The sequence below is a fragment of the Nocardia sp. NPDC058176 genome, from assembly GCF_042883805.1.
GTDB lineage: Bacteria > Actinomycetota > Actinomycetes > Mycobacteriales > Mycobacteriaceae > Nocardia.
In genome coordinates, this window is record NZ_JBHVVA010000001.1 from 1995959 (window position 1) to 2020881 (window position 24923).

Consider the following 24923-nt stretch of genomic DNA (forward strand, 5'->3'; position numbering starts at 1 on the left):
GGCATCAATCCGATTCCGGTGCTTCGATCGAATCGCGTTCCGCCCACCGCACCGGTCGTGCGGTGGGCGGATCGGTTCGCGCCTAGATCACCAGACAGGAACTTCCGGCGTTGATCCCGGTGCCGACCGTGAGGACGATCGTTTTCGCGTCCCCGTCCTGCGTGATCAGGATGGTGTGCGTCCCCGGCGTCGCCGGAACCCAGCGCGCCGAATGCGTCTTCGGGCTAGCGCTGCCTTCCGTGGCGGCGAACCACACGCCGTTGTCATAGAAATCCATCCCGGCACTGCTGTTCCCGGTCGCGGCCACCGTATAGGCGCACCCCGTCCCGAACCCGTTGCTGATCCCACCGCCCGCGATCACGACCTGGGCCCCGATCTCGGCCGACGCCTGCGGCGCACCGACGACCAGCCCCGCGGCCGCCACCGCGATCGCGCCCGCCGCGAATTTCCGAACACTTCTCATCGAGTACCGACTCCTCAGATCGAGCAGACCACTTCCAGCCTGCTGCTGCGGCTACGCACCACACGCCACGGTGCAATTTCATTAGCCAAAGCAATGATCGGGACTCGATGCTAGCTTGTTACAGCGACGTAGGAATCAACGAGTCGAAATGCCTTGCAGCAAGGGCGTTTCGAGACGAACCACCAGGTCAAGGCAGCTGCCGCATGCCCGTCTCGCGTCCCCAGCCTGCGACGCGTCGTTCCAGCGGGCGTAGCTTGTCGTGGAAGATGTTCCACAGTTGTTCGGGGGCGGAGGGGCGTTGGGGGTCGACGTCGTCGACGGCCAGGGTGATGGCGGACAGGTCGGCGAGGAGGTCGTCACGTTGGCCGGGGAGTTTCTGGCGGTCCGGTGGGTCGACGCGTGGATCCGATTGTAGTTCGGTGTATTTGGTGCGGATCGCGGTGTCGGCTTCGTCGATGCGCTCGCCGAGCCATTCGCGCAGCCTGCTCGGGGTCGACCGCATCATGACGATCTCGTGGATCGCGGGGATCTGCATGGCCTCCTGGATCAGGTCCTCGAGCTTGTCGTTCACGCGGGGCCAGGCCACGAAGTCGCCGGTGTCGTAGGCGGCGCGGCCCTGGGCGTACAGGTCGTCGCGGCGCAGGCGGAAGACCGCCGAGCGCTCGGGTTCGACCCGCTGGAGGTAGAGCACCAGATCGTCGAGTGAGTCCAGTCTGCGTTCGAATTCGGTGAGCGGGGGCTCGAGATAGTCCTCCGGGCCGCGGCTGTCGATCAGGCCCTGCAGGATGGTTTCGGCCTCGAGCAGCAGGTGGTGCGCCTTGGCCTGGTCCTGGGTGCGGGCCACCAGCTGTTCCAGGACGGCCAGCCGGGGTTCGATCTCCGGCATCGCCTTGGCCGATTCGGCCTGGTGCGCCTCGCGGCTGATCTGTCGCCAGTCGGTGCGGGCCGCGGTGGTGCGGGTGCGCAGGATGTTCCAGGGGGCGACCTCGCGGATCGGGATCTCGATGGCGGCGGTGGCCGAGCGGTCCAGGTGCGGGATGCGCACCGACGCGTGGATGGTCCAGCCGACCGCGAATTCGAGGGTGAGCTCCACCGGCGTGCCGGGTTCGAGATCGTCGGGCAGGTCGCGGATCTTGACCATCCCGATGGGGATCCAGCCCTCGTAGAGCCGGACCGCGAGTGCGGTGCCGCGGGTCGCGGTCTCCAGGCGCTGGTACACACGATGCGGAATCTTGGTGCCCGCCTGAGCGACTCGACACAGCTGGCGGTCCAGCAGCTCCACCGAGAAGTCGTGCGCGAGGATGTCACCCGCCAGCTCGGTGACGGGCGGGCCGATCTCGGCGCGCGTGCCGAGCGGTTCGGCAGCGATCTCCACGCCGTCGGCGAGCACGGCGACGGTGCACGTACCCGCACCGAGGACGACATCGATGAACAGGAAGGTTCCGTCGGCGTCGGTGATCCGCTCGCGCAGCACTTCGCCACCGTCGAGGCGCACCTCCACCACGACCTCGGCCCCGTCGATGGCCAGCACCCGGCCCGCGATATCGGCCGACTCCCCGTCCAGCACAAGGGGTTCCAACTCCAAGACGGCACCCCGGGAGGCGAGCCCACCCGCTTTCAGCGCGGCACCGACGGCGACCACCAGCTCCGGATGGAACAGCCGCGGCACCACGCCGAAGCGCTCGTGCAGCAGCTCGGCCACCAGCGGCACCCGGGACGAGCCGCCGACCAGCACGATCTCGTCCAGATCCGCGTGGGTGAGGCGGGCCTTGTCCAGCGCCTCGACGCAATGGTCGAGGGTGCCGCGCACATGGCCGTCGATGAGCCGCTCGAATTGGTGGCGGTCCAGCGCGAGGTTGATCGTCATGGGCAGGCCGGCACGGTCCTCGAGATCCTGGTCGACGATCTCGGTGTCGGGCTCGCGCGAGAGTTCGTGCTTGGCGGCCTCGGCCAGCGACAGCAGCCGCGCCAGCCGCTCCGCGTCGGCACGGTCACCGGGCTCGGCGCGCAGGTCGTAGGCGGGCAGCTGCGACACGATCCAGTCCACGATGGCCTGGTCGAAGTCGTACCCGCCCAGGTAGCGGTCGCCCCCGAAGGAGCGGCTGCTGAAGCCGTCCTCGGGATCCCAGGACACCACCGAGGTGTCGAAGGTGCCACCGCCGAGGTCGTAGACCAGGAAGCGGCGGCGATCGGACTCCGACCAGCTGTTCTCGTGCATGTGGGCGAGCGCGGCGGCGACCGGCTCCATGAGCGTCTCGGCCACGTCCAGCCCGGCCGCCGCGCCCGCCTGCGTCGTCTGGGTCTTGGCGCTGGTCTCGAAATAGGCGGGCACGGTGATGACGGCGCGGTCGATGGGGATGCCCAGCGTCGTCTCGGCCGTCTGCTTGAGGTGGCGCAGCAGATGGACCGAGGCCTGCAAGGGCGTGAGCACCGCGTGTCCCGCGGTGACCGGCTGATCGGTGCCCATGTTCCGTTTGAAGAACATCGCGGGTGGTCGGCCCGGTCGGCGCGCCTTGCGTTTGGCGAGCGCGCCCACCATCGGGCTGCCGTCGGCGGCGATCCAGACCGCCGAGGGCGTGGTCAGCGACAGGTCCGGATTCGCCACGATGAGCGCGCCGCCCAGCGGCCGCAGTTTGCGCGCGTCGATGAGCGCCTGCTTGTCCGGGATGTCGGCGTCGGCGGGCACGGCGACACAGCAGTTCGTGGTGCCGAGGTCGATACCGGCGACGATGCTCATGCGGTGGGCTCCTGGTCGGTGGGGTTCGGCAGCAGCTGGGCCAGGACCCGGTAGTCGAAGTTCAGGTCACCCTCCAGCGAGGTGGCGCCGGATTCCGGTGTGGCCGAAAGCGTTCGGCTCAGTTCCAGCATCGCGGACAGGATGGCGAGATCCTCGCCGTCCGGTTCGGTGGGGTGGGTGAGGAGTTCGGCGGCCAGCCGGGTGCGCGGAGTGGACAGCTGTTCCTCGGCCGCGTTGACCCGCGCCACCGTGAGAATCTCGCCGAAGAGCGGGAAGCGCTTGGCGTCGTAGGAGATCCGCTTGCGGCGGGCGGCGATGCGGGCGCGCACGGTGGCGCGGTCGGCGGCCGGGTCTACGTCGAGCACCTGGAACGCGGTCTCGTAGTAAGGGTTTCGGCCGTGCCAGGACCAGGGATTCATGCTGGGGCTCCGGTCTCGTCAGAAAAAGCCGACCACGCCGCCACCCTGTGCTGCCTGCTCCAGCTTCCCGGCGGACACGAGCAGCTCGCGCGCGCTGGAATAGGGGGCGATGGCGGGCACGCCGAGGGTCAGCGCGGTCTGGAAGTGGCTCAGGGCGGTGCGGAATCCGGTGCGGTCCGCGTACGGGTTGGCCTGGGTGCGGTCGGCGGTGGAAACCAGGGTGGCCGCGCCCAGCCAGAATTCGTGGCGGGCGAGTTTCGCCGCGAAGGCCAGCCGGTCCTGATCGTCGGTGCTCGGCCGGCCGCGGGTGATCAGTTGCCGCGCGCTGAGTCCCAGCTCGGCGCGCAGTGGATCGACCAGTGCCGCAAGGCGTTCCAGGGTCGGCCGGGAGCGTTCGGCCCAGTCCTCACCGCGCTCGCGCTCGGTCTCCACCAGCTCGATCCCCACATCGAGGGCCTGTTCGGCCAGCGGGACGTTGTCCGGATCGATCTCGATCCACGCCCGCGCCTCGTGCAGCGCCCGGTCGTGCTGTCCCTCCCGGGTGAGCCGCCGGATCTGTGTTCCGGCCTCACGGGCCAGGCGGCCGCGGGCCCGCGCGATGTCGGCGGGTGCGAAGGGTGCGGTGCGGATCAGGTCCAGATGCGCACGCGCCCTGGGCAACTGGTCGCGGCGCAGCTCCTGCACACGGGTCACCTGCGGTTCGAGCACCTGGGCCGGTAGCTCGCCACGGGCTTCGTCGACGATGCGGGCCAGCTCCGCCGGGGTGTGGTCGGGCGCCGCGGCCTGGAGCCGGGTGCCCAGCCGTTCCCAGAACCGATCGTCGGCCCACACCCGCGCCCAGGCGGCATGCGCCTGCCGCCACGACGCGAAGGCACCGTCATCACCGGCGATCTCGAGCTGATAGGCGCGGGCGTGCTCGGCGATGGCCAGGTGATGCAGGCTGTGCGAATCGCCCGCGCCACGATCCTCGGCGGTGTGCTCCGACCACAGGCGCAGCGCGGCCTCGGTCCACGGCTGCACCACTCCGTCGGCACGCAGCGCGGCATAGGCGAGCCGGTCCAGCGGGCGTTCCGGCGCCGCGATGTCACGCAGCCGGGGTGCCACCTCGGCGATCCGCGCGGCGGTGTTCCGCAGTTCGTCGACCTCCGCGCCGACCGCCCCGGAAAGGACTTGCCGTGCTCGGGCGACGTGCTCGTCCGCCTCGCCGGATCGCGCGAAGACAGTGGCCAGCGCGGCTTGCGCGAGGTACTCGCGCGCCGCGTCGATCCGCAGCCGATCCAGCCGCCCGCTCGTGTCGTGCAGGTTCCCGCTCCCGATCAGCTCCGGCAGCAGCGTCATGTCCTGTCGCGACACCGCCGTCAGCACGGTCGTGGCCGCCACCATCGACCGTTCCGGCCATCCGGCTCCGAACCGCCGCACCAACTCCACTGCCCCGCGCGCGATGAGCTCGTCGTCGGACTCCAGCGCCCCCAGCACCAGCCGCACATTCGCGCCGAGCGCGACATTCTCGTCCAGGACAGGAGATTCGGGCAGGACCGCCGAGAGTTCCCGGAGCCGGATGCAGGCGGCGTCGCGGTCGCCGGCGCGCAAGCTGGTCAGGGCGGCCAGGAAGGTCGCGAGTGGTTGGAGAGTTTTGCCGCCGTGGCGGGTCACCTCGGCGAGGGCGGCGGTGGGCGACCGGTCGGCCATGACGGCGGCGGTGGCCAGGGCCAGGTGGCGGTAGGGCGTCGGGGTCCCTGGGCCTTTCACCGCGTCGGTGGCGGTGACCCCTTGGCGCACACGGTGATAGGCGGCGAGGTCGTGGAGGCGGCGGAGTCGGTTCTTGGCGCGGACACCCGCGCCGAAGCGATCGGCGAGTTCGTAACGGCGGGCCGCCTCGGCCTCGTCGCCGCGTTCGGCCGCCCGGTCACCGAAGTGCAGAAACCAGTCAGGGCGATCGGCGGGCCCCAGCGCGAACAGCAGCATCCACAGCGGGGAGGTGGCGCCGGCGAACTCGTAGGCACTGAAATCGGCGTCGACCAGGTCGACGAGGTGGGCGCGGGCCAGTGTCCGGAAATCCGGGGCGACCTCCGCTCCTGCCGCGCGCACGGTGTTCGACAGCCACACCGCCAGATCGCTCGATACCGAGACGATGTCGTTCGCCGCGGCCCAGGTCTGCGCGAAGGTCGCCGCCTCGGGTGCCCGCAGCCACGCGGTGAGCACGAACTGGGCCCGCTGCTCGTGCGGGCCGAAGAACCCGGTCAGGCGGGCGAACAGCCGCACCGCGGCATCCGGGGACAGCCGCGCCACCTCCTCGGCGCGGATGTAGAGGCGCATCCGCTCCGCGGACAGCTCGTGGTCCTCGCCGAGTGCCAGGAACTCGTGAATCGTCGCGACGATCCGCCGCGCGCGTTCCGTTGGCTCCCGCTCCGCGTCGGCCTGTTCGAGTTTCCGCTCGAATTCGCGCAACACCTGGGTTCCCCTCCCCCCGACCACCTGCACGCCGATGCTGGCAGTCTAGAGCGCCCACCTGGGATCGTCACCCGGAATCAGCCACCAGGGTCCCTCGAGATCGATGACCACCGATCGCGCGCCACTACTCGTTCGCACCGCTGCGAACGACCCTTTTCCTCGACCTGCGTCGATCCCTGGCCGCCCTCCGGCACAGCGCCAACGATGAATGCCGAGATTCGTATGTCGCCATCCATCGACCCGAGGACGTCACCATGACCGTCACAGACGAATACCTCAGCAACAACGCCACCTACGCGGCGCAGTTCAGCGGCCCGCTCCCGCTGCCGCCCAGCAAGCACGTCGCCGTGGTGGCGTGCATGGACGCCCGCCTCGACGTCTACCGCATCCTGGGCCTGCAGGACGGTGAAGCCCACGTCATCCGCAATGCCGGCGGCGTGGTCACCGACGACGAGATCCGCTCCCTCGCCATCAGCCAGCGGCTGCTCGGCACCACCGAGATCATCCTGATCCACCACACCGATTGCGGCATGCTCACCTTCACCGACGACGATTTCAAACGCGCGATCCAGGACGAGATCGGCGTCAAGCCGGCCTGGTCTCCCGAGGCCTTCGGCGATCTCGACGAAGACGTCCGCAACTCGCTGCGCCGCATCGAAGGCAGCCCGTTCGTCACCCGCACCACCTCCCTGCGCGGATTCGTCTTCGACGTCGCGACCGGGAAACTGAACGAAGTGCTCGGCTGACCCGACACCTTCGATCCCGCCGGGGCGCCGTCCCGGGTCAACCGTGCCAGCGTCGGTAGACCTCGACGGCGCCCGGGTGCAGCGGGACGGTTCCGGTGCCGATCAGGAACCGGCCGTCGAGGAACTGGGTGCCCGCGGCCTCGGCGGGGACCAGGGCGTCCGCGTGCCAGACCAGCAGTTCGACGATGGCGGCCGCGGTCGCCTCGGGCAGGGTCGCGGCGGCGAGGAGCAGGTTGGCGACGCCGATCGTGTGGATCGCCGGGCCCGCCGGATAGGCGTCGGCGGGGATGGCGACCCGGTCGTAGACGGGGCCGTACCGTTCGCGCATCGGCGCGGTGAGGGCCCCGAGGTCGAGCAGGCGCATCGGGTCGGGCACGGTGAGGGCGGCGGTCGGCACGCCACCGGCCCACAGCAGCGCGTCGATGGTGCCGTTGGTCAGCGCCTGCGCGGCATCGCGGAGGGACCGGTGCTCGATCAGCACGTCGACGGCGGGATCGAGACCGGCCGTGGCCAGCAGCCGCTCACCGGTGACCGCGGCGCCCGAGCCCGCGGCGCCGAGATTGACCCGGCGCCCGCGCAAATCGGCGACCTCGGCGATCGGGCCATCGGTGCGGACCGCCAGCTGCAGGTAGTTCTCGTAGACCCGGCCGAGCGCCACCACTCGCCCACCGAAGTCGCTCGCCGAATCCGCCAGGGCCAGTGCCAGGTCGACCTCGCCGTCGACGACCATCCGCAGATTCTGTTGCGAGCCGGCGGTTTCCACCGGTTCGATGCGCAGGGAGGTTTCGTTCACGGCTGCCGCCGCCAGCAGCTGGGCGAAGGCGTAGTAGAAGCCGCCGTCCTCCCCCGAGGCCAGCCGCACCGTCACCGAGTCGTTCGTGCCGCAGCCGAACACGCCGGCCGACGCGAGTGCGGTCAAAGCCAGCATCCGGCGCCGTGACATCGGCGCGCCGCCCCTCATCGCGCCACCGCCGGCACCCGGACCACCACGGCGAGGCCGTGCGGCGATACCGCCTCGACCGTCAAGGTCCCGCCCCGCGCCCTGGCCAGCGCCTGCGCGATCGAGAGTCCCAGTCCCGTTCCTCCCGCGGCCGCGGTCGTGCCACGGAAGAACCTCGCCGTGAGTTTGCCGAGTTCGTCCGGCCCGACACCGGTCCCGTCGTCGGCGACCCTGACCCGCACCCACCCCGGCTCGACCGTCACACCGACGATCGTGCGCGCGCCGGATCCCGCGTATCGGCACGAATTGCTCAGCGCCACATCGAGAATCTGCGCGAGAGCCGCCGAACTGATCGCGGCGGCGGCGGCGCGACTGCCCGGCGCCGCGGCACTGCCCATAACCGCCGCGCTGCCCGGCACCGCGGCACTGCCCGGCGCCGCGGCACTGCCCGGCGCCGCGGCACTGCCCAGCACCGCGGCACTGCCCAGCACCGCGGCACTGCCCAGCACCGCGGCACTGCCCGGCACTGCGGCACTGCCCGGCAGCGGAGTGCTGCCCGGCTGCGGAGTGCGCGCAGGCGTCGTCGCGATATCCGCGCCCGGCGCCGGAGTGTGGTCGGCGCTCGCCACGGTCAGCTCTATCCCCGCCTCGTCGAACGCCGATGCCCATGCGTCGATTCGGTCGGCCACCACCTGCGCCGGATCACACTGCTCCTCGGCGGACGCCGCGGTCCCGAACGACGCGGGCGCCTGCGCCACGGCCAACTCCAGCAGATCGTCGAGCAGCGCGGTGAGCCGTTCCACCTCCGCGGTCGCCCCGCGAAAGGTCGCCGAGGCACTGTCGGCGACCGAGGGTTCCAGTGAGTCGAGTCGAATCGTCAAGGCGGCGAGCGGATTGCGCATGGCGTGCGCGGTGTCGGCGACGAGCTGGTGCTGCGCGTCGGCGGAGTCGGCGACGGCGGTGGCCATGGCGTCGACGGACTCCGCGAGGGCACGGATCTCGGGTGGACCGCCATAGCTCCTGGTGATCGGCGCGGGAGTGCGGCCCGACGGCTTCGGCAGTGTCGCGGTCAGTTCGGCGACCGCACCCGACATCACGGCCAGCGGGCGCAACACCCATCGGCTCAGTACCAGCGCCAACAGGACGAACACGACCATCGCAGCGAGCGCACCGAGCGCGATGACGGCCCACACCCCGGCGATCGCCGCGCGCGCCGCCGTGGTCGACGCCTCGATGACGACCGCGCCGTTCACCTGCACGCCGGTGCCGACGGGACGCGCGATGAGCACGACCGGCGCGCTCCACGGCATCAGCCGGTCCACCTGCTGCGGGCGCTGATTGCGGCGGGCCGCGGCGACGGCGGCGCTGATCCGCGGATCGCTCACCTCGACCCCGGAGTTCACGATCGGCGCCCCGCGCGCATCGACGACCAGCACGTTCTCCCCGTACAGCTCGTGATAGCGGTCGACCTCGTCGGCGAGCGCCCGCACCCCACCCACCGACCCGGCCGCGTCGGCGAGACTCGCGAAACGGTCGGCGTCACCCGAACGGCCGAGCACGAGCTGCTGCGTGCGGCTGGTGGCCGCGGTCAGCGACAACGGCACCGCGAAGGCCAGCACGGCCAGTGCCGCGAAGACGGTGAGCGCGATCAGCAGCCGACGGCGCATGCCCGGACTCTCACGCGCCCCACCGGTATCCGTAGCCGCGAATGGTGGTGATCAGTCCGGGCCGGTTCAGTTTGGCGCGCAGCCCGGTCATGTGGACGTCGAGCGATCGCGAGACCGCGACGAACGCGTCGCCCCAGATGCGGTCCATCAGCTGCTGCCTGCTCACGGCGGCGCCCGGCCGCTCCACCAGCACCTCGACGAGCTCGAATTCCTTCTGGGTCAACGGGATCGGGGCACCGGCCACCTCGACCACCCTGGCCCGCAGATCCACCCGGACATCGCCGGTGACGACTTCGGTCCTGGCCTGCTGGGCGACGGCCGCGGCCCGGCGCAGCACGGTCTCCAGCCGCGCCATCAGCTCGGCGATCCGCGGTGGCTTGACCACATAGTCGTCCGCCCCGCCGCGCAGGCCGCGCACGATGGAACGTTCATCGCTGCGGGCGGTCAGGATCAGCACCGGGACCGCGCTGATCTCGCGCAGCTGACGCAGGACCTGGAGCCCGTCCGCGTCGGGCAGGCCGAGGTCGAGGAGCACGGCGTCGTAGTGGCGGTGGCCCATGAGCAGGTCGGCGCCACGGCGCATGCGCTCGGCCTGGTGGCCGCGCGCGGTGAGCGCCTCCACCAGGGCATCGCCCACTCCGTCGTCGTCCTCGACCACCGCCAGCCGCACGCGCCGATCCTCCCACAGCGGGAGAATCGGCCGGCGTTCCGGACGGTCAGCCACGCACCCTGGCCATCGCCCGCTCCGGCTCGACCGCGGCGGCCTCGGCCTCGGTGGCGTGTTCGGCCTCGATGGTCGACTCGGTCGAGGTCTCCCGCATGAAGTAGTAGGTGGCCAGCGAGATGGCGATACATCCCGCGACGTAGAAGAAGTAGAGCGACTCGAGGTCGGCCTTCTTCAGCGCGAGGGCGATCATCTCGGCGGTGCCACCGAAGATGGCGACGGTCAGCGCGTAGGGCAGGCCGACGCCGAGCGCGCGGATCTTGGTGGGGAACAGCTCGGCCTTCACGATCGAGTTGATCGAGGTGTAGCCGGTGACGATCACCAGGGCGACCATCATCAGGCCGAAGGCCGCGAAGGCATTGGAGGTGTGCGCGAGGGCGGTCATGATCGGCACCGTCAGCAGCGTGCCGGAGACACCGAAGAAGATCAGCAGTTTGCGGCGGCCGACCCGGTCCGACAGCCCACCCGCGATCGGCTGGAGCACCACGAAGAACAACAGCGCGACGAAGTTGATCCAGGCCACGGTGTCCTTGGAGATGCCCGCGGTATTGATCATGAACTTCTGCATGTAGGTCGTGTAGGTGTAGAAGGCCACGGTCCCGCCCAGGGTCAGGCCGACCACCAGCAGGCATTCCCGGGGGTACTGCAGCAGGACCCGCAGCGAACCACGGCTGCTGCTCGGGGCCGCGGTCTCGGTCGTGGCCACGGCTTTGAACGAGTCCGATTCGTCCATGCCGCGGCGCAGCAGCATCACCACGATGGCGCCACCGGCGCCGATCAGGAACGGAATGCGCCAGCCCCAGCTGTACATCTGCTCCGACGAGAGCACCTGCTGCAGCACGATCTGCACCCCGAGCGCGAGGAGCTGACCCGCGACCAGCGTCACGTACTGGAAGCTCGAGTAGAAACCACGCCGGCCCGGGGACGCCACCTCCGACAGGTAGGTGGCGCTGGTGGCGTACTCGCCGCCGACGGACAGGCCCTGCAGCAGCCGCGCCATGAGCAGCAGCACCGGCGCCGCGATGCCGATGGTCTGGAATCCGGGTGTCACCGCGATCATCAGCGAGCCCGCGGCCATCACCGTCACCGACAGGGTGAGCGCGGAGCGGCGGCCGAACCGGTCGGCGTAGCGGCCCAGCGCCCAGCCGCCGATCGGGCGCATGATGAACCCGACCGCGAACACCGCCGCGGTCGACAGCAGTTGCGCCGTGGGGTCGCCGTCCGGGAAGAACGCCTTCGCGAAGTACACGCTGAACGCGGCGTAGACATACCAGTCGTACCACTCGACGAGGTTGCCGATCGAGCCACGCAGCACATTGGCCACCACTCGCCGTTCCCCACCGGCCTGTGTCGTTGTCACCTTGGACCTCCTCTTTCGGCGCGACGATGCGCCATCGGAGATCACTGTGTCGGCTGTCACAAGCCGACGGAACCCACCCGAACGGTTCCTAACCTTCCCTTAGGACGACAGTGGGCACCGACGCACGATCGGTGCCCACCGAGACGACCGCGCGGGTCAGTTCGCGTTGATGGTCACCGCGTCGTCGGCGATCGAGTAGCTGATCGACCCGTTCTCGAAGTGGCTGATCTTGCCGCCCTCGATGTCCTGCTCATCGGAGGTCGGGTAGCCGAGGCGGCCACCCGCGCCACCCTCGGCCTCCCAGGCCTGCCGGATCGCGCCGTAGACGGTCTTGGTTCCGGTCGCGAGGTTGAAGTAGATGACCCCACCAGCGAACTCCTGGTACTTGCCACCGTTCGCGGCATCCAGCTCCGCCGAGATCGGTTCACCCAGGGGGCTCGAAGCGCCACCCGCTTCGTTGTAGTGGTCGCCGATAGTGCCCTTGACTTCGAATGCCATCCCACAATCCCTTTCGTACAGATACCAATTGGCAGATGCCAGCGGCGACGCTATCGCATGGCGACCCACCCGCACCGGGATTCACGCGACGACAGAACAGCCGTACACACGGTGTTCCCCACATAAGAATCACCCTGAACGAAGCACATCCAAGGCACTACCAGCTACCGACCAGCATCTTTACGATCCAGCGCTCCCCGAGCCAGCACTTCCCTACCGAAATCAATACCCAGTCACCGCGACGCCACACCTCGACACGCCGCGAATCCGGCCGATGTGAAGATGTCCTCACATCGCCGGTGTCACCGCCGACGGGCGTTCGGCGTTCGTGGCGAAGCGCAGATTGGGATCGGCGATGTCGCCGTGCCGGAGCAGTTTCACGTCGGCGAGGTAGTCCCGCGAGGTCAACCAGGGGAACGCGGGTCCCTGCTTGGGCAGCTTGTCGAGGGCGCGCAAGACGTAGCCCGCTTCGAAGTCGAGCAGCGGCCGGGTCGGCAGGTCGTTCGGCAGTGCCGGTGCGCAGGTGTCGTAGCCGTGGGAGTCCATGTGGTCGACGAGCCGGACGAAGTGCTCACAGAGCAGTCCGACCTTCAGCGTCCAGGAGGAGTTGGTGTAGCCGATGGAAAAGGCGAGGTTCGGTACGTCGCTCAGCATCATCCCTTTGAACGCGACCGTTTCGGAGGTGTCGACCCGCCGTCCGTCGACGGTGATGTCCACACCGCCGAAGGCTTGCAGATTCAGGCCCGTCGCGGTGACCACGACATCGGCCGGCAGGTGTTCGCCGCTGGTCAGCCGGATCCCGGTCGAGGTGAAGGTGTCGATGGTGTCGGTGACCACCGACGCGGTGCCGGCCGAGATGGCGGCGAACAGATCACCGTCGGGGACCATGCACAGCCGCTGATCCCACGGGTCGTAGCGCGGGTTGAAGTGCTCGTCGACCGGATAGCCGGGCGGCAGCTGTCGCGCGTTCATCCAGCGGATCACCCGGCGGGCGGCGCCCGGGTAGCGCTGACACAGCCGCCAGGTGGCCCGCTGCATCAAGACGTTCTTCGTGCGGATGAGCTCGTGCGCGCGCTGCTCCGGCAGCACCTTGCGCAACACGTCGGCGATCGTGTCCCGCGCGGGCAGGGGAACGATGTAGCTGGGCGAGCGCTGCAGCATGCTGACGTGCTCGGCCGTGCCCGCCATCGCGGGCACCAGCGTCACCGCGGTCGCGCCGCTGCCGATGACGACGACCTTCTTGCCCGTGTAGTCCAGATCGGACGGCCACAGCTGCGGGTGGACTACCTGTCCGCCCGCGCCCTCGAAGTCCGCCCGCCCCGGGAATTCCGGGGTGAAGCCCTGGTCGTAGCGGTAGTACCCGGTCGCGGCGAACAACCACGCGCACCGATACCGACGACGTTGTCCGCTGCGGGTGTCGGCCACCTCGACGGTCCACCGCGCCTCGGCGGTGTCCCAGGACGCTTCGATCACTGTCGTGTGGAACGAGATCCGCTCGTGGATGCCGTATTCGTCGGCCGTCTCCCGCAGGTAGGCACGGATCGATTCGGCGGTGGCGATCGGATCGCCCTTCCACGGCTTGAACTCGTAGCCGAACGTGAAAAGGTCCGAGTCCGAACGGGTTCCCGGGTACCGGTGCAGGTCCCAGGTCCCGCCGATCGCCCCGCGCGCTTCCACGATCGCGTACGACTTGCCGGGCAGATCGCGCTGCAGATAGTAGGCCGCGCCGAGGCCGGAGATCCCGGCGCCGACGATGAGGACATCGACGTCGATGTCTGGAGCAGCGTTCATGTGAGTGACTCCCGTGCCTGTCGTCCGCGTGATATCGCTCTCCATGGTGAGCCACGGGCAGCACCGATTGAAGGTGCAAAGTAACCAACTGATGGCAATTCAGGTGCAGACTGCACCACCATCGACCGATAGGGTCGGTACGTGACATGGACCGAACCGTCCGCGCGGGTGAAGGAACTCATCCGGCGCGGGGCCGAGATCGTCTTGACCGCACCGCCCGACTGGCTCGACGAGATCGATGCCGCGGCCTTCTCGGCGGTGGACATGCGGCCGATCGCCGACGATCCCGAACTGCGCGCGTTCGCCATCCGTGGGACGCATGCGAACCTGATCCATTGGGCCAGCGCCAATCTGCGCAAGCCCGGCGCCCCCGTGCCCGCCAATACCGAGGAGCCCATCGAAGCGGCGCGCCTGGCCACCCGCCGCGGTTACAACGAGGCGAGTCTGGACGCCTATCGACTCGGGCAGAATGTCGCGTGGCGACGCTGGATGAAGATCGTCTTCGACCTGACCTCGGACCCCGAGGAACTGCGCGAGCTGCTCGATGTCACCGCCCGGTCGATCTCGGAGTTCATCGACGCGACCATCGCGGCCACGAAGGCCCAGATCACCCTGGAGCGCGACTTCCTCAGTCGCGGTAGGGATTCCCAGCTCCGCGAGATCGTGACCGCGTTGGTCAACGGCGGCGGGTCCGATCGCACAGCCGCGGAGCTGGCGCTGGGCTATCGGCTGACGCAGACGCACACCGCCGTGGTCGTGTGGACCACGGTCGCCGATCCACGACTGACCGAGCTGGAGCAGGTCGCCGACGCACTGGCGCGCCTGTCGCAGGCCCGGGAACGTCTGCGCGTCGTCGCCAGCGCCGGGACGGTGTGGGTGTGGCTCGCCGGCGCGAACGAGGCTCTGCTGCGCGATGCTCATCGCGAGCTGGGCACCCTGACCGACCTCCGGATCGCCATCGGCTCGACCGGGCGCGGGCTCGACGGTTTCCGGGTCTCCCATCTGGACGCGCTCAGCACCCAGCAGGCCATGGCGCGTCTCCACACCGACCAGGTGGTCGCGACGTTCGCCGAGGTCGAGGGTGTACTGCCCCTGACCGCCGACGCCGACCGGGCCAACCGGTTCATCGCGCACACACTGGGAGCACTGGAGCATGCCGCGCCTGCGGTCCGGGAAGCGCTGCGCGCGTATCTGCGCGAGCAGTGCAATGCCTCGCGCGCCGCCGAACGCCTGTTCGCCCATCGCAATACGATCCTGCGCCGGATCCAGCGCGCGGACGAACTGCTGCCCCGGCCGCTGCACGAGAACACGCTCAACGTCGCGATGGCGCTGGAGATTCTGTACTGGCGCGGCGGGGCTGCCGAGACACCGCGGGCGACGTAGCCGCAGAGCCTCGTCGCCGCGGACCCAATATTGGAATGACTTCCAATATTGGATTCGATTCTATATTGTGGGTGTCATGACTCGCTCCGACGTGACCTTTCCAGCCGCCGGTGGCCAGTGCGCCGGCTGGCTGTACCAGCCGGACAGGCCATCAGCCGCCCCCGGAACGCGCCCGATCATCGTGATGGCGCATGGCCTGGCCGGTGTGAAGGAGATGCGTTTGGACGCCTTCGCCGAACGATTCGCCGCCGCCGGCTACGCCTGTCTCGTCTTCGACTACCGCCACTTCGGTTCGAGCAGCGGCACACCGCGCCAGTTGCTCGACGTCGGCCGTCAACTCGAGGACTGGGAAGCGGCCATCGCCTACGCCCGCACGATCGAGGGGGTGGATCCGGACCGAGTCGTGCTCTGGGGTACCTCGTTCGGCGGTGGGCACGTCATCGTCACGGCCGCCAGTGATCAGCGCGTCGCCGCTGCTGTCGCACAGTGTCCGTTCACCGATGGTCTCGCCTCGTCCACCGCGATCCCGACGCGCACCTCGCTACGGCTCACCGTGCGGGCGATCCGCGATGTGACCCACATGCTGACCGGGCGTGAACCCGTCACGGTCCCGGCCTACGGGCCGCCCGGATCGACCGCGCTGATGACGGCCCCGGATTGCGAGCCCGGCGTCTTGTCGCTCATTCCCGAGGGCACCCACGTATCCGATCAGGTCGCCGCCCGCTTCGCCTTGCAGATCGTGCGGCATTTCCCTGGCCGGAGCGCCGAGAATGTCTCGTGCCCCATTCTTTTCGTCGTTTGTGACAACGATTCGGTCGCCCCGGCCGGTCCGACGCTGAAGTACGCCGTGCGGGCACCGCGGGGTGAGATACGCCGTTACGCCGCAGGCCATTTCGACATCTATGTCGGGGACGCGTTCGAACGCAATGTCGCCGACCAACTCGCCTTTCTGGCACACCACATTCCCGTCGATCAATGAGGCCATGACCCACTACAACCTGAATGGACGCACCGTCGTCCTCACCGGATCCACCGGCGGCCTCGGCACCGCCCTTGCCACGGCGCTCCGGCAGCGGGGCGCCAACCTCGCCCTACTCGACCTCGACGAACAGGGCGTCCGCGACCAGGCCGCCGCGCTGGGTCCGGAGACCGTGGCGCGCGTCACGGCACGCCGCGGGTACCTCTTGGCCATCTCCTCGATGGCCGCGTTCGTCCATTCCCCGCTACAGGGTGCCTATTGCGCGAGCAAAGCGGGCGTGTGGGCACTGTGCGATTCCACCCGCCTCGAACTCCGGAACCTCGGCGTCGGCGTCGGCAGCGCGCACCCGACCTTCTTCCGAACCCCGATGATGGACGCGGTGCAGACCGATCCCGCGGGAACACGACTGTGGGGCGGCAACACCATCCCTGACGCGATCTCCGAGCATTTCCAGCAGATGATCGAGGACGGTCCGGCACGTCGCTGAGAGCACCGGCGACTCAATGTGGACACTGATTACAATAATCCTTGACACTGCGGCTCCCGGCGGACAATAGTGGCAACAGGCGAGCAATCTCGAGAGGGACGGGCAGGGTGCTGCAGCACCGCCGGTTCACAGCGCTCGACCAGGAGAGTCCCCATGTCGTGGGCACCTGCCCGCGCCTGACAGCGAACGACTCCCACCCTGCCAGTACCCGGGACCGATGGGGTTTCCCGGTGCGCGCAACCGGGCACAGCATCTCGAATCGGTACGGGCAGTTGGACATTCACCATCACTTCTCACGTATGGAGAGACGAATGACCGCGCTTCCGCCCCCCATCACCCCCTACCTCGAACCGGCCGCGAAGGAGCTGGCCGAGGCCACCGATCCGCATCCGCGAATCTATGAGGTCCCGCCCGAGCAGGGCCGCCAGATCCTGGTCGACCTGCAGAGCGGCGAGGGCGTGCCGCGTCCGGAGGTCGACGAGGAATGGGTCGACGTGGATGCCGGCGAGTGGGGCACGGTACGCACCCGCATCATTCGTCCCAAAGGGGTGAGCGGTCCGTTGCCGGTGGTGTTCTACATCCACGGCGCGGGGTGGGTGCTCGGTGACGACAAGACCCACGATCGCCTGTTCCGGGAACTGGCCGTGGGTGCCGGTGCAGCGGGCGTCTTCCCGGTCTACGACCGCGCGCCGGAGCACCACTACCCCACCCAGGTCGAACAGAACTACGCCGTCGGCCAGTGGGTGCTCGAGCACGGTGCCGAACACGGGCTGGACACCAGCCGCATCGCGGTCACCGGCGAATCGGTCGGTGGCTGTATGTCGGCGGTGTTCGCGCTGATGAACAAGGACCGCGGCGGCATCGACCTCAAAGCCCAGGTGCTGCTGTATCCGGTGACCAACGCCGACTTCGACACACCGTCCTACCTCCAGTTCGCGGAGGGTTACTACCTCACCCGCGACGCGATGAAGTGGTTCTGGGACGCCTACACCACCGACCTCGACCAACGCACCGAGAAGTACGCCTCACCCTTGCAGGCGTCCCTCGAGGACCTCAAAGGGCTGCCGACCACCCTGGTCATCACCGACGAGGCCGACGTGCTGCGCGACGAGGGCGAGCAGTACGCCAACAAGCTGCGCGAAGCCGGCGTCGACGTCACCTCGGTCCGCGTCGCGGGCATGGTCCACGACTTCCTGCTCCTGGACAGTCTGCGCGACACCCGCGCCGCCAATGTCGCTCGCACACTGGCCATCGACGCACTCAGGACCGCACTGAACTGACGCCCGAGGCAGTCTCCGCGTCGGTCGGCCGGGTCACCCCGCCGACCGACGCGAGTTCGCCGGTACTCCGGTCAGGACAGGGATCGCGCCAGCGACCGGCCCGCCGCACGACCGGAGAAGATGCAGCCACCGAGGAAGGTTCCTTCCAGCGCGCTGTAGCCGTGCACGCCGCCACCACCGAAACCGGCCACCTCGCCTGCCGCGTACAAGCCGGGCACCGGCGCACCGTCCGCGCCGACGACACGGGAGTCCAGGTCGGTCTGCAACCCGCCCAGGGTCTTTCGGGTGAGAATGTTGAGCCGCACGGCGATGAGCGGCCCCTTGGCCGGATCGAGGATCCGATGCGGCGCCGCCACCCGGCCGAGCCGGTCCCCGACGTAGCGGCGTGCGTTCGCGATGGCGGCCAGCTGACCGTCCTTGCCGTAGGAGTTGCCCACTTCCCGGTCGCGGGCCACGATCTGACGTTCCAGATCGGCGGCGTCGAGCTGGGGACCGCGCGCGATCGCGTTCATTCCGGCCACCAGCTCGGGCAGGGTCTCGGCGACCACGAAGTCCTCGCCGTGGCGCAGGAACGCGTCGACCGGCCCCGGGGCACCCTTGGCCAACCGGCTACGGAGGGTGAGCAACAGGTCCTTGCCGGTGATGTCGGGGTTCTGCTCGGAGCCCGAGAGCGCGAACTCCTTCTCGACGATGGCCTGGTCGAGCACGAACCAGGAGTAGTCGTATCCGGTGGCCAGGATCGCCTTCATCGAGGCATTGGTGTCGAATCCGGGGTAGCACGGTGCGGGCAGACGTTTGCCGCACGCGTCGAACCACAGCGACGAGGGGCCGGGAATGATGCGGATCGCATGGTCGGGCCAGACCGGATCCCAGTTGTGGATCCCCTCGGTGTAGTGCCACATCCGATCCCGGTTGACCACCGCGCCGCCGGCGGCTTCGGTGATGGCGAGCATCCGGCCGTCCACATACGCGGGCACACCGGGGATCATGGTCTCCGGGCACGGTCCGAGACGCTGCGTCGGCCAGCTCTGGCGTACGAGCTCGTGGGCGTGACCGATCCCGCCCGAGGCCACCACCACGGCGTCGGCGCGAAACTCGTACTCGCCGATCACTTCTCGTGACGAGGCGACGCCGCGCGCCAGTTCGGACGCGGCCAGCACGGCGCCCCTGGCACCGATCACGGCGCCGTCCTCGACCACCAGCTCGTCGACCCGGTGCCGGAAAGCGAAGCGCACCAGCCCTGCCCGTTCGGCGGCGAGGACCGGTTCGGCGAAGACCCGTACGACGTCCGGGCCGGTGCCCCAGGTCAGATGGAACCGGGGCACGGAGTTGCCGTGTCCGTCGGCCTCGGCGCCGCCGCGTTCGGCCCAGCCGACCACCGGGGTCATGCGCAGGCCGAGTTCGTGCAGGTAATCCCACTTCTCGGTGGCGGCGAACCGCACATACGCCTCGGCCCACCGGCGGCCCCATTCGTCCTCGCGGTCCCGATCGAACGCGGCCGACCCGAGCCAATCCTGCAGCGCGAGTTCATAGGAGTCGCGGATGCCGAGCCGGCGTTGCGCCGGGCTGTCGACGAAGAACAGGCCACCCAGCGACCAGAAGGCCTGCCCACCGAGATTGTCGCGATTCTCCTGGTCCAGCACCAGCACTCGCCGGCCTGCCCGGATCAGTTCGTAGGTGGCGACGAGACCGGCCAGGCCGGATCCGATCACGATGACTTCGGCCTGCGGACCGGAGGGGTGACTGCTGTCGGACACGGATACTCCTCGAACGAGTACGGCGGGCCGACCCGGAGCGAGCGGACCACACCCTGGCGAGAACGCCGGGTGTCAATACACTATCGAATCCGATTCAATTATGTATCCAATAATGGGGCTCAGCCGGGCGAGGTTCGAGTGCTGAACGACAGGATGACGCGATAGAACAGGTCGACCCGCCGGGCCAGGACCCGCGGGTCATCCGGTTCGATCAAGCACTGGGCCATGGTGCCGTCGTGGACCGCGATCAACGCCTGCCCGAGAGCCTCCCGGTCCGTGATCGTGCGCGCCACGCGCGCGAGCAACACCTCGACAACGGGCATGATCGCGTCGATGTTCGCCTGCTCGCGGGCGGCGACGAGGGCACGCAGTTCGGGATTGCGCAAGGCGTGCACGGTGAACTCGGCATTGACGCGGTACCACTTGCCATCGATCGGCACCGCCCGGAGCACGTGCTCGACCAGCTCGCGTTCGTCCTCGACCTCGGCGACCTCGCGCGAGGCCAGGATCTCCCGCATGCGGTCGAGCATGCGGACCGACCACTGTTCCCACAGCGTCAGGAACAATTCGTCCATCGAGCCGAACTGCGAATAGAACGCCCCACGGGTGTAACCCGCGCGCTCACAGACCAATTCGGGGCGGGTCCGGCCGAAACCCACCTCGGTGAACACCTCGTAGGCGGCATCGAGCAGTCGCTGGCGAGTCTCGGCCCTACGTTTGGTGACTCGCCGCTGACCGCCCTCCCCCACCGCCGCCCGCGCGGTGCCGGAGACCTCCGTCGTTGCCACAGGAACACCGCCGTTCTCGTCGAAAGATCCGGGCCCAGCGTACGACTTGTTCGTGGTACCCCGGTCAGGCAGCAGCCGTCCGGGCGATCTCGACCGCCGCGTTCCGCTCGACGCCGACCGAGATCAGGCAGGTTCGCGCGGCCACTTCCGCGGCGCCCGCGCCGACCCATTCGCCATCGTTGCGCGCGTTCAACAGCGCGAGGACCATGGCGGTGAGCACCCTGGCGACCGCCTCCGGCGGCAGGTCGTCGGTGAAGATTCCGTCACTCTGACCCCGCTTGATCAACGCGACGACCATGCTGCGGACCGGACCCAATCGATCGGTCATCCGCACGCAGGACTGCGCCTCGTCCAGGCGCAGCAGCAGCCGGAACTCGTCGCCGACCGCCCACAGCGCGATGGTCAGGTCGGCGACGGCGCGCGCGGGCGGACGTCGGGTGTCGATGATGTCGAGAGCGCGGTCGACCTGCTCGAACGCCTGGTCGAGCAGTCCCTCGATCAGCGCCTCGCGGGTGGGGAAGTGACCGTACAACGTGCGCCGGACCATCCCGGCGGCGGCGGCGATGTCCTCCATGCTCGCGGCGGGATCACGCAGCAGTTCCTCGCCCGCCACAGCGAGAATGCGCTGACGGTTGGCGAGCGCCCGCGGCCCGGCGACGAGGGGAGGGTTCGGAGCTGTCATGTGAGTCCTTTCACTCACCACCCTCGCACATTTGCGCAATAACGTGCAAATCCCTCGCCGTGCGGGTCTCAGCGCCTCGCCGAGCTCGCCACCCGAGGCCACTCGACCCGGCGGTCACCGCGGGTTGCCAGCCACTTCGAGTATCGCCGGAGCGCACGCTTCTGCACCCGCTGATCGGCGATCAGCGCCCACGCCGGGAAGACGCCGAGCGCGGGATTCTTCCCGGCGGCCATGCGGCGCATCTGGTAGCGAACCATCGCCATCTCGGTGATCGAGGCGAGTGATTTGTCCGACCAGGTCACCGGCTTCAAGGTGCCGACAGCATCGAGATCCTCGCGCCACCGATTGGGCAGGTCGGGTGTCACGGCAAGGGCAGTCGCCATACCTATGAGGGCGACCCTGTTGTCCAGCACCCGTTCGGCGGTTTCCCGGCGCGAGATCCCACCGGTCAGCAGCAGTGGCAGCGCACTGGTTTCAGCCAGCTCGGCGGCGAGCTCGAGGAAATACGCTTCCCGCGCCGCCGTCCGACCGTCGGCGGGCCGACCCGACATCGCCGGACTCTCGTAGCTACCACCGGACACCTCGACGAGGTCGGCCCCCACCGAGACCAACATGTCGATGACCTTTCCGGCATCGTCGGCGTCGAATCCGCCACGCTGGAAATCCGCGGAGTTCAGCTTGACCGCGACGGCGAATCCGGGAGCCACGGCCGAACGAATCCCGCGGACGATCCCGAGCAGGAGCCGGGCGCGATTCTCGAGCGAGCCACCCCACTCGTCGGTGCGATCGTTCACCAGTGGCGACAGGAACTGTGAGAGCAGATACCCGTGGGCGGCATGGACTTCGACGCCGTCGAACCCGGCCAGCTCGGCGCGGACGGCGGTGGTGACGAACCGGTCCCTGGTATCGAGGATCTGCCGGTGCGTCATCGCCACCGGCCGGCCGAACCGCTTCGAATGCTTGCCGACATCGACGGCGATATCCGAAGGCCCCCACACGACACCGGGCATTCGTGCCTGAATCTGCCGGCCGGGGTGGCTGATCTGCATCCAGATGGCGGCACCGGCGGCCTTGCCTGCCGCGGCCCAGGCCGCGAAGGGCTCGATCGGCGAGTCCGCGTCCAGCACAATGCCACCGGGACCGGTGAGGGCTTCCGCGTGCACCATGACATTGCCGGTGATCAGCAGGCCGGCCCCACCCGCGCCCCAACGCCGGTACAGCGCGATCGAGCGCTCGTCGGGAAGCTGGTCCGTCCCCGCCATGCCCTCTTCCATGGCCGCCTTGGCGATCCTGTTCGACAGGACCTGGCCGTTGCGCAAACGCAGCGGGGAAAACAGTGCCCTCGTGCCTGAACCGCTCGACATGCAGACCGCCTTTCGATAGCCGCTTCACCACACAAATGTGTGCACCGCTAACATAATGCCGGATGTTAGCATCGTCAACCCCCTTGGCGTGATGCCGAGCGCCGCTGACGGTTGTTAAATTGATCCCATGGCATCGCTGAACACGCCTTATCATCACGGCGACCTCCCGGCCACGCTCGTCCGCGCGGCGATCGAGCTGCTCGAGGAGAACGGCGCCGCCGAGCTGTCGCTGCGCGCCGCCGCTCGGCGGGCGGGGGTCTCCACCGCCGCGCCGTACCGCCACTTCGCCGACCGGGACGCGCTGCTGTCCGCGGTGGCGGCGGTGGGGTATCGAGATCTCGCGGCGGACATGTTCGCTGCGAGCGCTTCGCCCTCGACCGCCGAAGACTTCACAGCGATCGCCATCGCCTACGTCCAGTTCGCCTTGAACCGCCCCGGGCTCTTCCGCGCGATGTTCGCCGAGCCCTGCGATCCGACCAGCCCCGAGCGGGTGGCGGCGACCACCGCGATCCACGAGTACGTCAGAGCGATTGTGCGACAGGCTTTTCCGGAGTCAGACGAGGAAGCGCTCGCCACCGCGATGTGGGCGATGGTGCACGGCCTCGCCTTCCTGTATCTGCACGGGAAATTCGAAGCAGGCGTGGACGGCGAACTCGCCGACCGGATCCGCGCGGCGGTCTACTCGATTCTCGAGCTACGTCCGCCCGCTCCCGGCACCGACCGAGACGAGTAGCCGGGAGTGCGGCGGCCGAGATCTCATCGAACCCCGAGCCGCTTCGCTCCCTTCAGGAACGTGGTCAGCGTTGCCGCCCAGGCCTTTTCGGAAACGCCCCGCGGAGCCGTGAAACCCAGCACCCGCTGGTGGGCGACGGTTTGCGCTTCGGTGTACTTGAGCATCCCGTCGGCACCGTGGCGGCGGCCGAGGCCGGAGTCACCCATCCCACCCATCGGGGCGTCGACACTGCCCCAGGCGGCGGCGTACGCGTCGTTGACGTTGACCGTGCCCGCGTGCACGCGGGCGGCGACCGCACGCCCCTTGGCGCCGTTGCCCGTCCAGACACTGGCGTTGAGCCCGTACGCGGTGGCGTTGGCCCGCTCGACCGCCTCGTCGACATCGCCGAAGGAGTAGATCGAGACGACGGGGCCGAAGGTCTCGTGGTCGTAGAGCGTCATCTCGGGGGTGACACCGGTGAGGATGGTCGGCTCGTAGAACAGCGGCCCGAGGTCGGGCCGGGCGCGGCCACCGGCGAGCACGGTCGCCCCCTTGGCGACCGCGTCCTCGACGTGCGCGGTGACGGTGTCGAGCTGCGACTGGTTGGTCAGGCTGCCGACATCGGTGCTGAAGTCGTAGGCCGCGCCGATCGTCAGCGCCTCGGTCCGCGCGACGAAGGCGGCCACGAACTCTTCGCGGATCGACTCGGCCACGTACATCCGCTCGATGGAGACACACAGCTGCCCGGTCGAGGAGAAGCACGCGGAGACCGCACCCTCGGCGGTGCGCGCGATATCGGCGTCGTCGAGCACGATCATCGGGTTCTTGCCGCCGAGTTCGAGGGAGGCGCCGATCAGGCGTTCGCCGGCGTCGCGGGCGATCTTGCGGCCGCTGGCGGTGGAACCGGTGAACATCAGGTAGTCGGCGTTGCCGATCAGCGTCGTGCCGATGGAGCTGCCGCGGCCGACCACCATCTGCCAGACCCCTGCCGGCAGACCGGCTTCGTGCAGCAGATCCAGTGCCCACAGCGCGGTCAGCGCGGTCTGGGTGTCGGGCTTCTGGACCACCGCGTTACCGGCCAGCAGCGCCGGAATGGCATCTCCCGCACCCATGCTCAGCGGGTAGTTCCAGGGTGAGATGATCGCGACGACACCCTTGGGATGATGCAGCTCGGTGGTGTGGGTCAGCACCGGGATGGCGCCGCGACGCCGCTTCGGGCCGAGCAGTTTCGCGGCGCTGCGGGCGTAGTACCTGGTGGCGATCGCGATGTCGGTGATTTCGAGGAAGGCATCCCGGCGGGCCTTGCCGTTCTCGGCCTGCATCAGATCCAGGCCCTCGTGCTGACGTTCGAGCAGCAGGTCGTGGAAGCGCAGCAAGATCGCCTTGCGCGTGGCCACCGGAGTGGCGGCCCATCCGGCCTGGGCGGCACGGGCGCGGGCGAAGGCCGCCTCGACATCGTCCGGCGTCGACACCGGCAGGTTCGCCAGCGGCTCGCCGGTGAACGGAACGGCGGTCGCGACCCGGTCCGCGTCCCGGCTCGCGGCGACGCGCGCCGCCAATCGTTCGAGCAGCGCCGGGGTCAGCGCGGCGGGCAGACCGACGGGCGGGGTGGACGTGGGCCGGATGGCATGGTCGATCGACATGGTGGTCACTTCCTGGTGTTCGAGGCGTTCCGGGTGAAAGGCGAAGGACGGG

The 24923-nt window shown here is 69.0% G+C and carries 21 protein-coding genes; 6 read left to right on the forward strand and 15 right to left on the reverse strand.

Annotation, left to right across the window (positions count from 1 at the left end):
- Positions 1-82 precede the first annotated feature (82 nt).
- The 4 genes from ACFVVM_RS09370 to ACFVVM_RS09385 all read right to left on the reverse strand — a co-directional run bounded on the left by ACFVVM_RS09370 (position 83) and on the right by ACFVVM_RS09385 (position 6070).
- Positions 83-463 carry a hypothetical protein gene (locus ACFVVM_RS09370; RefSeq protein WP_387615236.1) on the reverse strand — a complete coding sequence of 127 codons (381 nt, stop codon included), beginning with the start codon at positions 461-463 and terminating at the stop codon, positions 83-85.
- A 187-nt stretch (positions 464-650) separates the two neighbouring features.
- Positions 651-3200 (reverse strand): Hsp70 family protein, encoded by a 2550-nt coding sequence (locus ACFVVM_RS09375; protein ID WP_387615239.1) that lies wholly within the window; start codon positions 3198-3200, stop codon positions 651-653.
- Positions 3197-3619: a hypothetical protein gene (locus tag ACFVVM_RS09380; RefSeq protein WP_387615241.1), complete on the reverse strand. Its 423-nt coding sequence runs from the start codon at positions 3617-3619 to the stop codon at positions 3197-3199. The genes ACFVVM_RS09375 and ACFVVM_RS09380 overlap by 4 nt, the downstream gene beginning before the upstream one ends.
- Positions 3620-3637: 18 nt before the next feature.
- Positions 3638-6070 (reverse strand): hypothetical protein, encoded by a 2433-nt coding sequence (locus tag ACFVVM_RS09385; protein WP_387615244.1) that lies wholly within the window; start codon positions 6068-6070, stop codon positions 3638-3640.
- Positions 6071-6324: 254 nt separating this feature from the next.
- On the opposite strand from ACFVVM_RS09385, the gene ACFVVM_RS09390 reads away from it, so the two are divergent.
- Entirely contained in the window at positions 6325-6816 is a 492-nt protein-coding gene (locus tag ACFVVM_RS09390; protein ID WP_387615246.1) for a beta-class carbonic anhydrase, read from the forward strand.
- Positions 6817-6853: 37 nt separating this feature from the next.
- Here the strand turns inward: ACFVVM_RS09390 and ACFVVM_RS09395 are convergent, their stop codons facing one another.
- The 6 genes from ACFVVM_RS09395 to ACFVVM_RS09420 form a co-directional block, all read right to left on the reverse strand.
- Positions 6854-7759, reverse strand: a complete 906-nt coding sequence (locus ACFVVM_RS09395; protein ID WP_387616800.1) for a TAXI family TRAP transporter solute-binding subunit — start codon at positions 7757-7759, stop codon at positions 6854-6856.
- A gap of 14 nt (positions 7760-7773) precedes the next feature.
- Positions 7774-9423, reverse strand: a complete 1650-nt coding sequence (locus tag ACFVVM_RS09400; protein ID WP_387615247.1) for a sensor histidine kinase — start codon at positions 9421-9423, stop codon at positions 7774-7776.
- Positions 9424-9433: 10 nt separating this feature from the next.
- The gene (locus ACFVVM_RS09405; RefSeq protein WP_387615250.1) at positions 9434-10093 is read right to left on the reverse strand and encodes a response regulator transcription factor; all 660 of its coding nucleotides are present in this window, start codon (positions 10091-10093) and stop codon (positions 9434-9436) included.
- Positions 10094-10139: 46 nt separating this feature from the next.
- On the reverse strand, positions 10140-11507 hold the full coding sequence (locus ACFVVM_RS09410) for an MFS transporter (RefSeq protein ID WP_387615253.1): 1368 nt from the start codon (positions 11505-11507) through the stop codon (positions 10140-10142).
- 156 nt (positions 11508-11663) lie between these two features.
- A complete protein-coding gene (locus ACFVVM_RS09415; protein ID WP_387615255.1) occupies positions 11664-12005 on the reverse strand; it encodes an LGFP repeat-containing protein in 342 nt (113 codons plus the stop codon).
- A gap of 288 nt (positions 12006-12293) precedes the next feature.
- A complete protein-coding gene (locus ACFVVM_RS09420; protein WP_387615258.1) occupies positions 12294-13796 on the reverse strand; it encodes a flavin-containing monooxygenase in 1503 nt (500 codons plus the stop codon).
- 141 nt (positions 13797-13937) lie between these two features.
- Between ACFVVM_RS09420 and ACFVVM_RS09425 the strand changes: the two genes are divergently transcribed.
- The 4 genes from ACFVVM_RS09425 to ACFVVM_RS09440 all read left to right on the forward strand — a co-directional run bounded on the left by ACFVVM_RS09425 (position 13938) and on the right by ACFVVM_RS09440 (position 17925).
- A complete protein-coding gene (locus ACFVVM_RS09425; RefSeq protein WP_387615261.1) occupies positions 13938-15179 on the forward strand; it encodes a PucR family transcriptional regulator in 1242 nt (413 codons plus the stop codon).
- Positions 15180-15255: 76 nt separating this feature from the next.
- Positions 15256-16158 carry an alpha/beta hydrolase gene (locus tag ACFVVM_RS09430; protein WP_387615264.1) on the forward strand — a complete coding sequence of 301 codons (903 nt, stop codon included), beginning with the start codon at positions 15256-15258 and terminating at the stop codon, positions 16156-16158.
- Positions 16159-16162: 4 nt separating this feature from the next.
- Positions 16163-16645, forward strand: coding sequence for an SDR family NAD(P)-dependent oxidoreductase (locus tag ACFVVM_RS09435; RefSeq protein WP_387615267.1), 483 nt, complete (start codon positions 16163-16165; stop codon positions 16643-16645).
- Positions 16646-16956: 311 nt separating this feature from the next.
- A complete protein-coding gene (locus ACFVVM_RS09440) occupies positions 16957-17925 on the forward strand; it encodes an alpha/beta hydrolase (RefSeq protein ID WP_387615269.1) in 969 nt (322 codons plus the stop codon).
- Positions 17926-17996: 71 nt separating this feature from the next.
- Here ACFVVM_RS09440 and ACFVVM_RS09445 read toward each other — a convergent pair whose 3' ends face one another.
- The 4 genes from ACFVVM_RS09445 to ACFVVM_RS09460 form a co-directional block, all read right to left on the reverse strand.
- The gene (locus ACFVVM_RS09445) at positions 17997-19682 is read right to left on the reverse strand and encodes an FAD-binding dehydrogenase (RefSeq protein ID WP_387615272.1); all 1686 of its coding nucleotides are present in this window, start codon (positions 19680-19682) and stop codon (positions 17997-17999) included.
- A 119-nt stretch (positions 19683-19801) separates the two neighbouring features.
- A complete protein-coding gene (locus ACFVVM_RS09450; RefSeq protein WP_387615274.1) occupies positions 19802-20470 on the reverse strand; it encodes a TetR/AcrR family transcriptional regulator in 669 nt (222 codons plus the stop codon).
- A 64-nt stretch (positions 20471-20534) separates the two neighbouring features.
- Positions 20535-21152 (reverse strand): TetR/AcrR family transcriptional regulator, encoded by a 618-nt coding sequence (locus ACFVVM_RS09455; RefSeq protein ID WP_387615276.1) that lies wholly within the window; start codon positions 21150-21152, stop codon positions 20535-20537.
- A 68-nt stretch (positions 21153-21220) separates the two neighbouring features.
- The gene (locus tag ACFVVM_RS09460; RefSeq protein ID WP_387615279.1) at positions 21221-22516 is read right to left on the reverse strand and encodes an NADH:flavin oxidoreductase/NADH oxidase family protein; all 1296 of its coding nucleotides are present in this window, start codon (positions 22514-22516) and stop codon (positions 21221-21223) included.
- A 127-nt stretch (positions 22517-22643) separates the two neighbouring features.
- Between ACFVVM_RS09460 and ACFVVM_RS09465 the strand changes: the two genes are divergently transcribed.
- A complete protein-coding gene (locus ACFVVM_RS09465; protein ID WP_387615281.1) occupies positions 22644-23249 on the forward strand; it encodes a TetR/AcrR family transcriptional regulator in 606 nt (201 codons plus the stop codon).
- 23 nt (positions 23250-23272) lie between these two features.
- Here ACFVVM_RS09465 and ACFVVM_RS09470 read toward each other — a convergent pair whose 3' ends face one another.
- Positions 23273-24871, reverse strand: coding sequence for a succinic semialdehyde dehydrogenase (locus ACFVVM_RS09470; RefSeq protein WP_387615283.1), 1599 nt, complete (start codon positions 24869-24871; stop codon positions 23273-23275).
- Positions 24872-24923: the final 52 nt, after the last annotated feature.

Bases quoted from the DNA above. Each gene is read 5' to 3' on its own strand.
- ACFVVM_RS09370 (WP_387615236.1), bottom strand. From the start codon at position 463: ATGAGAAGTGTTCGGAAATTCGCGGCGGGCGCGATCGCGGTGGCGGCC.
- ACFVVM_RS09375 (WP_387615239.1), bottom strand. From the start codon at position 3,200: ATGAGCATCGTCGCCGGTATCGACCTCGGCACCACGAACTGCTGTGTC.
- ACFVVM_RS09380 (WP_387615241.1), bottom strand. From the start codon at position 3,619: ATGAATCCCTGGTCCTGGCACGGCCGAAACCCTTACTACGAGACCGCG.
- ACFVVM_RS09390 (WP_387615246.1), top strand. From the start codon at position 6,325: ATGACCGTCACAGACGAATACCTCAGCAACAACGCCACCTACGCGGCG.
- ACFVVM_RS09395 (WP_387616800.1), bottom strand. From the start codon at position 7,759: ATGTCACGGCGCCGGATGCTGGCTTTGACCGCACTCGCGTCGGCCGGC.
- ACFVVM_RS09400 (WP_387615247.1), bottom strand. From the start codon at position 9,423: ATGCGCCGTCGGCTGCTGATCGCGCTCACCGTCTTCGCGGCACTGGCC.
- ACFVVM_RS09415 (WP_387615255.1), bottom strand. From the start codon at position 12,005: ATGGCATTCGAAGTCAAGGGCACTATCGGCGACCACTACAACGAAGCG.
- ACFVVM_RS09420 (WP_387615258.1), bottom strand. From the start codon at position 13,796: ATGAACGCTGCTCCAGACATCGACGTCGATGTCCTCATCGTCGGCGCC.
- ACFVVM_RS09430 (WP_387615264.1), top strand. From the start codon at position 15,256: ATGACTCGCTCCGACGTGACCTTTCCAGCCGCCGGTGGCCAGTGCGCC.
- ACFVVM_RS09435 (WP_387615267.1), top strand. From the start codon at position 16,163: ATGACCCACTACAACCTGAATGGACGCACCGTCGTCCTCACCGGATCC.
- ACFVVM_RS09440 (WP_387615269.1), top strand. From the start codon at position 16,957: ATGACCGCGCTTCCGCCCCCCATCACCCCCTACCTCGAACCGGCCGCG.
- ACFVVM_RS09455 (WP_387615276.1), bottom strand. From the start codon at position 21,152: ATGACAGCTCCGAACCCTCCCCTCGTCGCCGGGCCGCGGGCGCTCGCC.
- ACFVVM_RS09460 (WP_387615279.1), bottom strand. From the start codon at position 22,516: ATGTCGAGCGGTTCAGGCACGAGGGCACTGTTTTCCCCGCTGCGTTTG.
- ACFVVM_RS09465 (WP_387615281.1), top strand. From the start codon at position 22,644: ATGGCATCGCTGAACACGCCTTATCATCACGGCGACCTCCCGGCCACG.
- ACFVVM_RS09470 (WP_387615283.1), bottom strand. From the start codon at position 24,871: ATGTCGATCGACCATGCCATCCGGCCCACGTCCACCCCGCCCGTCGGT.